This window comes from Stenotrophomonas sp. CFBP 13724 (assembly GCF_014841975.1).
GTDB classification, from domain to species: Bacteria; Pseudomonadota; Gammaproteobacteria; order Xanthomonadales; family Xanthomonadaceae; genus Stenotrophomonas; species Stenotrophomonas lacuserhaii.
This window is the reverse complement of record NZ_JACYUW010000001.1, coordinates 2,064,381-2,075,691: the sequence shown is the minus strand read 5'-3', so window position 1 is coordinate 2,075,691 and position 11,311 is coordinate 2,064,381. Positions and strand designations below refer to the sequence as shown.

Below are 11,311 nucleotides of genomic sequence, written 5' to 3'. Positions count from 1 at the left end.
CGATGATGATGACGAAGTTAATCAAAGCATTCGGATTGCTGGTAGTCACGGCGGCCGTAACAAGTATGGCGCCTGCCCAGGCGCAGACGACGGTGCGCTACCTGCACACCGATGCGCTGGGTACGGTGGTGGCGAAGACCGATGCCAATAGGAACGTGGTCGAGCGGACTACATTCGAGCCTTATGGGGCTGTGGTTGGCGGTGCGGTGGCTGACGGCCCGGGGTATACGGGGCATGTGAGTGATGTCGCTACCGGGCTGAGCTACATGCAGCAGCGGTATTACGATCCGGAGGTGGGGCTGTTCTTGAGTGTGGACCCAGTGACGGCTTATGACATGCCGTCGACTAATTTCAATCGTTATGTTTATGCAAGAAACAATCCGTATAAATTCTCAGATCCAGATGGGCGATTGTGGTGGACCATACCAACGTTCATTGGAATGATGACCTACGCAGACAACGCCAATGCACCAGGGCCCAATGACACCCCCTCCTCGAATCCACCCGGCGAGCAAATAGCGGCGGCTATTCCTGGTGGTGGCAGGGCTGTTGCTGGCGTTAGAGCAATGGCGAAAATGGCGGATAAGACGCACACGACCTATACGCGCTCGAAAGAAGATGGCACAACATATTCAGGACGGACAAGTGGCAAAGGGTCACCAGAGCAGCAAGTGGCAAACAGAACCAGTCGGCCTGATCACGTGGCAAAAACACAGGAAGGCTACGGACCTGCCAGTGTAGACAAACATTCGCAAAGTTCAGACGCAATCCGTGGGCGGGAACAGCAGAACATTGAGCGTCATGGGGGGGCAAGATCGCAGGGCGGGACCTCGGGGAATCAAATAAATGGCGTTTCAGCGAACAATCCAAAAGCTGATTCTTATCAGAGGGCTTGTTCGAAAGAATTTGGGTGTTAGTTAATATTTCTGCTTTTTTCAATGAGACTTAGCTCTGGCTGGGCTAGGGTCCACTCTGGGTCCAGTTCAATAATATATTCCCATTCGCGGAGTTGAGGATCTTCCGAAATGAGCATTTGGAGTGCATCGTTAGCGATCTCTGGGGCTCGCACGCGAAATATAAGAGTGCGCATGCCGCGGCAAGTTGTTCGTGCAAGAAACGCTGCGTTTTCAGAAAGCTGTAGAGATTTCGTTATTATCTCTTCAAGTTTTATAAGTATTTCTGATTCCTCGGCAGTTGGCATGCCAGAGGTGGCGGTATGTTCGCAATCTATGGTTATATTGAGGTTCCACGCATACGAGGCGCGCTCTTGAAAATTTCTCAATGATGAGTTGACAACGACGACTGCAGGGTCATCGCCTTTCGAGGTGTTGATAAGTGTGTAGTGTGGCTTGGGTATCATGGCGCTCCTTTTTGGGTTCGATTGCTCGCATAGAGGTTACTCTATTTGGCGGTTCGATGTCTCCGCATAGAGCGCGATTAATAGGGTTTATTCCCGATCGAGGCGGCTAAGAAGAGCGAATGAAACGCGATGCTGCCTGTTGCAAATATTGCATGTAAGACGGGTCTCGCGCTTGAAGGGCAATTCTCGCACGAACTAAGCTCGTGGCAGTCACGCTGCGGGCAGTCATCGGCAAGGGAATCGGCACCTACGGATGCCGCGTGCAGGCCTGCAATGCGACGGGGTGTGGAGGGTGGTCGTCTACCAAAACCGTCGCGGTGCAACGCCCGCCTGCAGCACCGAGCATGAGCTAAGCCAACCAGCACAATTACTACGCTGGGCCACAAAACTCGGAGTATTCATCCTGCCAGCTGCGAGCGCATGTTCCCCAACTACGAACGGTTTCAGAGGGAAGAGTCATACGGTGACGCAACGGTGCTGAGGTCAGGGCTCGACGTGGTCTGGGAATGGGTCGCGGTGAACGTGGTGCCGCTTGGTCTAGAGAAAATAGCCAGCGCATGCGAAGAGCAGGCGCCTTTTACTGGTGAACATGCCTCGGTCTACACCTCTGCGGCGTTGGATGCTAGTGCAGCGCTTGCCTTGACATTGCGGGCACTGGCCAGCGCCTCCGAGGAGAGCGCCATCGAAGTCGCTTCCTATGCGACAGACACCGTTGATCTGTTCGTGCAATCCACTGAGGACATTGATCCAACCTCTTTCGATTTTGAGGATGTCATGGCTGCGCACCCTCTGATGCAGTCGGAAATCGAACTCCAGTGGGAGAGTCTGCAGTTGCTTGAAAGGTGCACGGACCGCACTGCTACCCTCGCGGAACTGCGTGCGCATTCTCCGTCGCTGTGCGCCTGCAGTCTGCCGCTGACTAGCAGTTCCGGCTGATGGATGAGCTCTCTAAACCGGGCGCTGCGCTTGATGATGATGCTTCAGTCGAGATGATTCGCGTGTGGATTGCCTCGAGGAAGCTTCATTGCTCGATCAAAGTCGGCATGTACGAAGAATCGTCAGAGATTCGGGAACAGAAGGCGTGGGGCATCATCATGGCCGATGTGGACCGTCACGTGGCCAGCGCATTGGAGTCAGGCTATGGAATGGACCAACAATCGGTGCTTCTCGAGATAACGTCCGCGTATCGCGTCTAAATGGCATCGGCTGCTCCATCCTTCCAAAGGGTCAGGGCGATGACCATTCCGGAGCTGCTCGATAGCAGGGGTAAGTAGATGATCAAGAACTTCTCGATTTTGTCGACGATAGAGGTATCGTGCGACGGACAGGTATACGATCTTCATAGCGATTACGAAGCTACCAAGGTCGAGCATGATCTTATTGCTAACGCGCTGGTACTGTCATGGCGCGCTACGCGTGAGGGCCTCCCGCAGAAGTTGTCCCTGAAGTTCGGCAAGCTGGAGATTCTTGTGCTGCGTGGGCCGGATGTTGAAATGCCCAGAAGTGAGGATGGGCATCTGTCATTCATCGGGTACTCGAGCCCTGAAGATGAGGGGATGGATAGCTTTCTCCTCGAAGAGATGGCTGATCATGACTCTCGTATTATTTTCAACTTCGAGGGAGGCCTTGTCATGAAGGTCTATGCGGCGACGGCCCTCCTACTTGTCGAAGACGGTAGCGGGCCGGTCGCATGAGGTGGCGTGGACACTGCGGGAAAGGCCTTCAATGACGATGGGGGTTGCCCATTCCGTCTTCTTGAATCAGCTCGCGTGCTGCGATGATCAGCCCTTCCACCAGTTCTTCGTTCATCACCACCACGTCGTTGCCGTTGGTGTGGCTGACATGCACCGCATGCAGGATGTCCAGGATGACGATCACGCACTGCTGCCTGCTGTAGACGGGGGAACTGCCGGTGTCAGGCTGCTGGTTGGCCTGTGCTTTTGCGGCGGCAGGCGGAGGGTCAGCAAGCGGCTGCACCAGCCGCAGGCGGGGCGTGTCCTGGAACACGGGATGCGGCACGCCATCGGCGCGCAGGATCCGCTCCAGTTTGTCGATGAAGTGGGGCGGCAAGTCATGCATGGCATCGCCCAACAGGGAATACAGGCGCATACCGCTTAGGGTGTGATCGGACATGGGCAACCTCGTAGCCGGATGGGCCCCCTGCCAAGTCGCAGGGTGGCGGGTGGTGCGGGTTGGCATACCGGCCGTGTGATCAAAAAAACCGGCGGATCAAATCCCCACGCATCGCCCGCCGTATTTCCGGCGAGGTGATGCATTCTCCGCCGGGCCCAAGAGGGGCAGCAAGAGAGAGCAAGTGACCACACGTATCAGGATGCCAATCCCGGCTGGCGCTTCTACGTCGCCAGCATCGCCATCGTGCGTAACGCGACCCGGTCAAGTACATGGGCAAAGCTGCAAAATGCGTCCGCCGCGACAAACAGCGCGCCTCAACGGCAGCTCGCGCTGACCTGATGTATCGCATCCCGCAGCGCCTGCCGATCCCGCTCGTCCACCGCATCCTGGAAGTACTGCAGGTCCTGCTTGCCCAGTCCGCAGGGGTCGTCGGTATAGCCGGGCGGCCACAACCCAAGGAACTGCGCCACCCCGGCGATGATCTGCTGTGGGCTCATCTGCGGACGCATGCGGAAGTAGCGAGGTCGTTCCTGGAAGGCCGCATGCACGGTGCGGCGTCCGATCAGTTTGGGGGCCAGGGTGGCAGCGTCGATGCCGTCACCGCCGCTGACCACATCGCCGCGCAGGCGAAGGTCCAGTGGCGCGCGCGCAACGGGCTCGGCGATGTCCACCAGCTTGGCCGTATCAGGTGCGGCAATGACGGGCTGTAGCGGGCTGACCATGCGGCGGTTGCGTTGCGCGGGCGTAACGTCGGGTCTCCTGGGCAGCGCGATGGGCTGCGCTGCAGGCGGTGGCGCCGGCAACCAGCGCACGCTCATGCGATGGGCATCGCTGCGCGTCAGGGTGGCGCGGGTGGTGGTCAGCAGCCACCAGCCGATCAGGGCATGCACGGCGATCACCAGCGCCCACGCGATGACGTGGGGGGCGGCGGGGAAGGGGAGTGATGGGCGGGGTAGGGCGAGGGTCGACATTGGTGGTGCATCCATGCGGTTACCTTCGGGGTGAGAGTAGGCGTGAGGGCGGAAAGTTTCGTTGGGTGGTTCAGGGGCGGCCGCTTCGCTCGCCGAGCATGGCTCGGCGCTACCAAAACCGAGAATGGCTAGCGCTACCAGAAGCGGGCGTGTCCCGGCGCTACCGGCGGTGTCGGCTGAAACCAATCTGCCCCCCTTCGAGAGGGGCGTGGCAGAATCCGGAACGCTCTCTGCTTGTTGATCCTGCCCATGTCGTCCACTGCTGCACCCGCCTCGATCCCGTCCGCGCCGGCCAATTCGCCGCAGCGCGTGCTGCTGGCCAGCCTGATCGGCACCACCATCGAGTTCTTCGACTTCTACATCTACGCCACCGCGGCGGTGCTGGTGTTCCCGCACCTGTTCTTCCCGGAGAGCAGTGACAAGGCGGCGATGCTGCAGTCGCTGGCGACCTTCGCGGTGGCGTTCATCGCACGGCCGGTGGGGTCGGCGGTGTTCGGGCACTTCGGCGACCGCATCGGGCGCAAGGCCACGCTGGTGGCGGCGCTGCTGACGATGGGCCTGTCCACGGTGTTGATCGGGCTGTTGCCCACGCATGCGCAGATCGGCCTGTGGGCGCCGGCATTGCTGGCGCTGTGCCGTTTCGGCCAGGGCCTGGGGCTGGGCGGGGAATGGGGCGGTGCAGTGCTGCTGGCCACCGAAAACGCACCGCCGGGCAAGCGCGCCTGGTACGGCATGTTCCCGCAGTTGGGGGCGCCGCTGGGCTTCCTGCTGTCGGCCGGCATCTTCCTGATCCTGGGCCGCCTGCTCAGCGCCGATGACTTCCTGCAGTGGGGCTGGCGCATCCCGTTCGTGGCCAGTGCGCTGCTGGTCGGCCTGGGCCTGTGGGTGCGCCTGAACATCCATGAGACGCCTGCCTTCCAGAAGGCGCTGGATGCGCATGCGCGGGTCAAGCTGCCGATGCTGACGGTGCTGCGCGACCACGCCGTGCCGATGCTGCTGGGCACGTTGGGCGCGTTCGCCACCTTCGTGCTGTTTTACCTGATGACCGTGTTCGCGCTCGGCCATGGCACGGCGGTGCTGGGCTACAGCCGCGAGCAGTTCCTGCTGCTGCAGATGGTCGGCATCCTGTTCTTCGCCGCCGGTATTCCCATTTCGGCGCGCTACGGCGACCGCTGGGGCACGCGCCGCACGATGATCATCGCCAGTGGCCTGATCGTCGCTTTTGGCGTGCTGCTGGCGCCGATGTTCCAGGCCGGAAGCCCGTGGATGGTGCTGGGGTTCCTGTCGCTGGGGTTGTTCCTGATGGGCCTCACCTACGGTCCGTGTGGCACCTTCCTGGCAGAGATCTACCCGGTGGAGGTGCGCTACACCGGCGCTTCGTTGTCGTTCAATCTGGCCGGCATCCTCGGCGCGGCGCCGGCACCGTATCTGGCGACGTGGCTGGCCGAACGCTTCGGGCTGGTGGCGGTCGGCTATTACCTGTGCATCGCCGCGCTGGTGACCATCTGCGCGCTGCTGGCGTTGCAGCGCCGGGTGCGCTGATCAGCCGAAGAATCGCTTCAGCGTGCGTCCCAGCCAGCTGCCGCCCTGGTGTTCGCGGGTGAACTGGTTGAGGTGGTGCTTGACCGATTCGGCGTAGGCCTTGTCATCGCCACGGATGTGGTTGAACAGCCAGCGCGAGAGCATGGTGCGCAGTTCGTCGGTCACGTCTTCGCCGGCCTGGAAGCGCAGGCGATAGTCGGACACGCGCTTGCCGAAGATTTCGTGCACGCGCTTGTGCGCGGCGCAGAACGGGTAGCCGGCTTCTTCCATCAGCTCTTCTTCGAAGGCGAAGTGGGACATGGTGTAGTCCACCAGCTCGTCGATCACATCAGCCACGGCAAGCTGCTGCAGTCCCTGCTGGGCGACGTGCAGATGGTTGAGCATCTCCACGATCCGCTTGTGCTGGTTGTCGATGACCTCGATGCCGATGTTGAGATCGTCCTGCCAGACCAGTAAGGCCATCTGCGTACTCCCTGTGTGCGATGGGAGCGAGTCTGGGCATGCGTGCCGATTGCGACACTGATCTGGATCAAAGCGGGTGGCAGCGTGACCGGTAGCACCGAGCCATGCTCGGCGGAATGTTCCAGGTGTCGCAGCCCGCGCCGGAAGGCCGCCGAGCATGGCTCGGCGCTACCGAAAGCCTGTCTCAGGCGGGGGTGGCGTTCACTGCGGCGCTGCAGACCCGGTTGCGGCCGCCGGCCTTGGCCAGGTACAGCTGGCGGTCGGCTTCGGTGATCAGTTCGTGCAGGCTGTCATGCTGGGGGCGGATGCAGCACAGGCCGATGCTGACGGTCATGCGCAGCGCGGTGCCGGCGATGGGAACCTGCAGCGCGGCGATGCTCTGGCGCAGGGTTTCGAAGTAATCCACCGCTTCGTCCGGCGCCAGCCCAGGCACCATCAGGCAGAACTCTTCGCCCCCGAAACGGGCTACCAGGTCGCCGCTGCGGGCGTGCGTGGCCACGGCATCGGCGCAGGCGCGCAGTGCGTCGTCGCCGCCGTCGTGGCCGAAGGTGTCGTTGATGTGCTTGAAGTGGTCGATGTCCACCATCGCCACCGCGATCCAGTCCTCCTGCTGCTGCACGCCGTGCAACTGGCGCTGGCTGTGTTCCAGGAAGCAGCGGCGATTGGGCAGGCCGGTCAGGAAATCGCGGGTAGCCAGGTCCTGCAGGGTGCCGATCAGTTCCAACTGGTCCACGTTCTGCGAGACGCGGCAGAAGAATTCTTCGCGCGAAAACGGCTTGCGTAGGAAGTCGTTGGCGCCGTTCTTCAGGAAACGGGGAATCAGCGAGGCATCGGTATTGCCGGACAGGCCGATCACCGCCACCTTGTCGCGCGAACGATGCATGCGCAGCCGTCGGGTGAATTCCACGCCCTGCATGCCGGGCATTTCCTGGTCCACCACGGCCAGCCGGATGGACGGATGCGCATCGATCGCCGCCAGCCCTTTTTCGCCGTCGGCCGCCTCATACACCGGGTGGCCGTACATGCGCAGCAGGGCCGCTGCATAGGCACGCGCGGACGGCGAATCATCCACCACCAGCGCGGCGATGCGGCGGTTGCGGTCCAGCCGCTGCACCAGCCACACCAGGTAATCCACGCTGCCGGGAGTGTTCTTCAGCACGTAATCGATGACTTTCTGTTCCAGCACGCGGCGGCGCACGTCTTCGTCATACACCCCGCTGACCACCACCGTCGGCAGACCGCGGGAAACGAAGTAATCCACCACGGCTTCGCGGTCGCCATCGGCCAGCACCAGGCCGGTCATCACCAGGAACCAGCCCTGTTCCTCTTCCAGCAGGCGGCCGGCTTCGGCCAGGCTCGAAGCCACTGTCACCTTCAGCTCCAGGCGCTGTTCGATGGCTTCACGCACCAGGGTGGTGAAGGTTCGCGAATTCTCCACCAGCAGGATGCGCTGGGGCAGGGGATCAACACCGGGGTCGCTTACGAAAGCGCCCTGCAGCAAGGCGGGCATGAGGCGTGCGCTCGGAACGGGCTGGGTCTTCAAGGCTATCGGCCGTTCCTCTGAAAACTTGAACTGCGTCACCAAATTAGATTGCGCAGCTTTACAAATGCCATCGTGGCGACCAGCAACGGCGTGCGCAGGAGACGTCCGCCGGGGAAGGGCCGGTGCGGCAGCCGCTCGAATACCTCCAGCCGGCCGGCCTGGCCGGCGATGGCCTCGGCGATGACCTGCCCGGCCAGGTTGGCCGAGGCCACCCCATGCCCGGAAAAGCCCTGCGCGAAGTAGATGTCCGGGGTTAGCCGGCCCCAGTGCGGAGCGCGGCTGGGAGTGATATCCACGTAGCCGCCCCACAGGTAGTCCAGCGGCACGCCATGCAGCTGCGGGAACACCTGCCACAGGCGCCGCTGCATCACGCTGTCCAGGCCGGCAGGCGGCCGCGAGGAGTAACTGGCGCCGCCGCCGAACAGCACGCGGTGGTCGTGGCTGAGCCGGAAGTAGTCCAGCACCAGCCCGGTATCGGACACCGCCATGTCGTTGCGGATCAGCGCCCGCGCGCGCGCTTCGCCCAGCACCGGGGTGGCACCGACATAGGTACCGACCGGCATCACGTGGCGCTCCAGTTCCGGGGCGATGCCTTCCAGCCAGGCATTGCCGGCCAGCAGCACGTGGGCGGCGCGCACGGTGCCGGTGGCGGTGCGCAGGGCAGGGCGCGGCGTGCGCTGCACTTCCAGCACGGGCGTGTGTTCGTGGATCACCGCGCCGGCGGCGATCGCGGCATCGGCCAGGCCTTGGGCATAGGCCAGTGGATGCAGGTGGCCGCTTAGCGGATCGAACATCGCGCCCTGATAGCGCGGGCTGTCCAGCTGTGCGCGCAGGGTGGCGCGGTCCCACCACTGCATGGGGTAGTCGTACTGGGTGGTCAGCCGCTCCACGTCGCGCTGCAGCGCCTGCGACTGGCGCGTGGTGATCGGCACGTTGGCATGGCCGGACACCCAGTGGCAGTCGATCCGGTACTGATCAATGCGATCACGCAGCAGCTGCACGCCCTGGCGGGAGTAGTCGAACAGGGTGCGCGCGTCTTCCACGCCGACCAGCTTTTCCAGCACGTCCACCTCGCAGCCATAGCCGACCAGCGCCTGGCCGCCATTGCGCCCGGAGGCCCCCCAGCCGATCCGGCAGGCTTCCAGCACCACCACGCGCAGGCCGCGGCGCGCCAGTTCCAGGGCTGCCGAAAGCCCGGTGTAGCCGGCGCCGAGGATCGCCACGTCAACGTGGACATCGCCGTCCAGCGCCGGCAGCGGGGCGCGGGGTCGTACGCTGGCGGCATACCAGCTGGGTGGCAGGGCAGGGTCTTCGCGCAGGGCGTGCGTGGGGTCCATGGGCATAGTCTGGCGCAGTTCCCACGGTGATGGTGTGACTGCCGGTAAGGTTGCTGCGGTCATCTGCCGGGGTTACCGTGTGCGCAGCGCCGAGGACCTTCGCATGCGCCTTCCGCCCCTTGTGGGATTGCCGACCGACAGCACGTTGCAGGGCCATCATCGCTTCGCGATGGCCGGCGGGATGTATGTGCGCGCACTGCTGGATGCCGCTGTGGTGACCCCGGTGCTGCTGCCCTCGCTGCAGCCGCCGCTGCCCGCGGCTGGCGGGCTGGCGCAGTGGCACGGCGGGCGTTCTGCCGTGGTCAATCCGGTACACGGCCAGGGAATCGAGGCACTGGCTGACGGCCTGCTGGCCGAAGCGCACGCTGACGAGGGCCTGGTCGAAGCCGCCCGCAGCCGTGGGCATTGCTTCGTGCTGGGCGTGCAGTGGCATCCGGAGTGGCGCGTCACCCACAATCCCTTCTATCACGCTGTGTTGCATGCGTTCGGCCAAGCTTGCCGGCAGCGCCAACGACTTCAACAGGATTCCACATGAGTACCGACAGCCGCACGCGCAGGGTGCCAACGGAGGAAGATGCGCAGGAAAGCAGCCTGCTGCGCTGGCTGAAGGACCGCCGCATCACCGAAGTGGAGTGCCTGGTACCGGACATCACCGGCATCGCGCGCGGCAAGATCATCCCGGCCGACAAGTTCTCCCACGATTACGGCACGCGCCTGCCGGAGGGTATCTTCGCTACCACCGTCACCGGTGACTATCCGGATGATTACTACGAACTGACTTCGCCTTCGGATTCGGACATGGTGCTGCGCCCGGATCCGGAAACGGTGCGCATGGTGCCGTGGGCCACCGATCCCACCGCGCAGATCATCCACGACTGCTACACCAAGAACGGCCAGCCGCACGAACTGGCGCCGCGCAACGTGCTGCGCCGCGTGCTGGATGCCTACACTGAGCTGGGCCTGCGCCCGGTGGTGGCACCGGAGCTGGAGTTCTTCCTGGTGCAGAAGAACACCGATCCGGACTTCCCGCTGCTGCCGCCGGCCGGTCGCTCGGGCCGTCCGGAGACCGCGCGGCAGTCCTATTCCATCGATGCGGTGAACGAGTTCGATCCGATCCTGGACTTGATGTACGACTACGCCGATGCGATGAAGCTGGACGTGGACACGCTGATCCACGAATCCGGCGCGGCGCAGCTGGAAGTCAATTTCACCCATGCCGATGCGATGAACCTGGCCGACCAGGTGTTCCTGTTCAAGCGCACCATGCGCGAGGCGGCCATGCGTCACGGGGTGTATGCCACCTTCCTGGCCAAGCCGATGGAAAACGAGCCGGGCAGCGCCATGCACATCCACCAGAGCCTGCTGCGGATCAGCGACGGGGCCAACGTGTTCGCGGGCGATGGCGATGGGGAAGGGGAGTTCAGTCCCGTGTTCGGGCATTACCTGGGCGGGCTGCAGAAGTTCGCGCCGCAGGCCATGGCGTTCTTCGCGCCCAACGTGAACTCCTACCGCCGGCTGGTATTCGGCGAGGTGTCGCCGAGCAACGTGCACTGGGGCTTCGACAACCGCACCTGCGGCCTGCGCGTGCCGATGGATACGCCGGACAACATGCGGGTGGAAAGCCGCTTTGCCGGTTCAGATGCCAACCCGTACCTGGCGATGGCGGCCACCCTGGCCTGTGGGCTGCTGGGCCTGCGTGGGCAGCTGGCGCCGGATGCGCCGATCAGCGGCAGCGCCAAGGAACTGGGCTACGACCTGCCGCGTTCGCTGGGCGAGGCGCTGGATGGGCTGGAGCAGTGCGCCGAACTGCAGGCGCTGCTCGGCGAGCGCTTCTGCAGGGCCTATATCTCGGTGAAACGCAAGGAATACGAGACCTTCTTCCGGGTCATCAGTTCGTGGGAACGCGAGTTCCTGCTGCTGAATGTCTAGACATTCAGCCGAGCATGGATCGGCGCTACCAGTT

At 63.1% G+C, this 11,311-nt stretch carries 13 protein-coding genes; 7 read left to right on the top strand and 6 right to left on the bottom strand.

Annotated elements, in window-relative coordinates; all coding sequences use genetic code 11:
• Positions 1-5: 5 nt before the first annotated feature.
• Entirely contained in the window at positions 6-917 is a 912-nt protein-coding gene (locus IFT63_RS09280; RefSeq protein WP_249404362.1) for an RHS repeat-associated core domain-containing protein, read from the top strand.
• On the opposite strand, the gene IFT63_RS09275 is transcribed toward IFT63_RS09280, so the two are convergent.
• Positions 914-1,360 carry a DUF695 domain-containing protein gene (locus IFT63_RS09275; RefSeq protein ID WP_192083912.1) on the bottom strand — a complete coding sequence of 149 codons (447 nt, stop codon included), beginning with the start codon at positions 1,358-1,360 and terminating at the stop codon, positions 914-916. The two genes, IFT63_RS09280 and IFT63_RS09275, sit on opposite strands and share 4 nt — an antisense overlap.
• A 420-nt stretch (positions 1,361-1,780) precedes the next feature.
• Here IFT63_RS09275 and IFT63_RS09270 point away from each other — a divergent pair, with 420 nt between their 5' ends.
• The 3 genes from IFT63_RS09270 (at position 1,781) to IFT63_RS09260 (ending at position 3,054) form a co-directional block, all read left to right on the top strand.
• Positions 1,781-2,296, top strand: coding sequence for a DUF416 family protein (locus IFT63_RS09270; RefSeq protein WP_192083911.1), 516 nt, complete (start codon positions 1,781-1,783; stop codon positions 2,294-2,296).
• Positions 2,296-2,556, top strand: a complete 261-nt coding sequence (locus tag IFT63_RS09265) for a DUF5076 domain-containing protein (protein WP_192083910.1) — start codon at positions 2,296-2,298, stop codon at positions 2,554-2,556. Before IFT63_RS09270 ends, IFT63_RS09265 begins: the two co-directional genes overlap by 1 nt.
• A gap of 78 nt (positions 2,557-2,634) precedes the next feature.
• Positions 2,635-3,054, top strand: a complete 420-nt coding sequence (locus IFT63_RS09260) for a hypothetical protein (RefSeq protein WP_192083909.1) — start codon at positions 2,635-2,637, stop codon at positions 3,052-3,054.
• A gap of 28 nt (positions 3,055-3,082) precedes the next feature.
• Here IFT63_RS09260 and IFT63_RS09255 read toward each other — a convergent pair whose 3' ends face one another.
• Together IFT63_RS09255 and IFT63_RS09250 are read right to left on the bottom strand one after the other, a co-directional pair.
• The gene (locus IFT63_RS09255; protein ID WP_192083908.1) at positions 3,083-3,493 is read right to left on the bottom strand and encodes a hypothetical protein; all 411 of its coding nucleotides are present in this window, start codon (positions 3,491-3,493) and stop codon (positions 3,083-3,085) included.
• Between the two features lie 314 nt (positions 3,494-3,807).
• On the bottom strand, positions 3,808-4,464 hold the full coding sequence (locus IFT63_RS09250) for a hypothetical protein (RefSeq protein ID WP_192083907.1): 657 nt from the start codon (positions 4,462-4,464) through the stop codon (positions 3,808-3,810).
• A gap of 249 nt (positions 4,465-4,713) precedes the next feature.
• Here IFT63_RS09250 and IFT63_RS09245 point away from each other — a divergent pair, with 249 nt between their 5' ends.
• The gene (locus IFT63_RS09245) at positions 4,714-6,006 is read left to right on the top strand and encodes an MFS transporter (protein WP_192083906.1); all 1,293 of its coding nucleotides are present in this window, start codon (positions 4,714-4,716) and stop codon (positions 6,004-6,006) included.
• Here the strand turns inward: IFT63_RS09245 and IFT63_RS09240 are convergent, their stop codons facing one another.
• From IFT63_RS09240 to IFT63_RS09230, 3 genes are all read right to left on the bottom strand, one after another.
• Positions 6,007-6,468 (bottom strand): bacteriohemerythrin, encoded by a 462-nt coding sequence (locus tag IFT63_RS09240; RefSeq protein ID WP_192083905.1) that lies wholly within the window; start codon positions 6,466-6,468, stop codon positions 6,007-6,009. It lies immediately after the preceding gene.
• A gap of 184 nt (positions 6,469-6,652) precedes the next feature.
• Positions 6,653-7,978: a diguanylate cyclase gene (locus IFT63_RS09235; RefSeq protein WP_192083904.1), complete on the bottom strand. Its 1,326-nt coding sequence runs from the start codon at positions 7,976-7,978 to the stop codon at positions 6,653-6,655.
• Between the two features lie 68 nt (positions 7,979-8,046).
• Positions 8,047-9,348, bottom strand: a complete 1,302-nt coding sequence (locus IFT63_RS09230) for an FAD-binding oxidoreductase (RefSeq protein ID WP_249404361.1) — start codon at positions 9,346-9,348, stop codon at positions 8,047-8,049.
• A 103-nt stretch (positions 9,349-9,451) separates the two neighbouring features.
• Here IFT63_RS09230 and IFT63_RS09225 point away from each other — a divergent pair, with 103 nt between their 5' ends.
• Both IFT63_RS09225 and IFT63_RS09220 read left to right on the top strand, forming a co-directional pair.
• Entirely contained in the window at positions 9,452-9,883 is a 432-nt protein-coding gene (locus IFT63_RS09225) for a gamma-glutamyl-gamma-aminobutyrate hydrolase family protein (protein WP_192083902.1), read from the top strand.
• Positions 9,880-11,277 (top strand): glutamine synthetase family protein, encoded by a 1,398-nt coding sequence (locus tag IFT63_RS09220; protein ID WP_192083901.1) that lies wholly within the window; start codon positions 9,880-9,882, stop codon positions 11,275-11,277. Before IFT63_RS09225 ends, IFT63_RS09220 begins: the two co-directional genes overlap by 4 nt.
• Positions 11,278-11,311 lie beyond the last annotated feature (34 nt).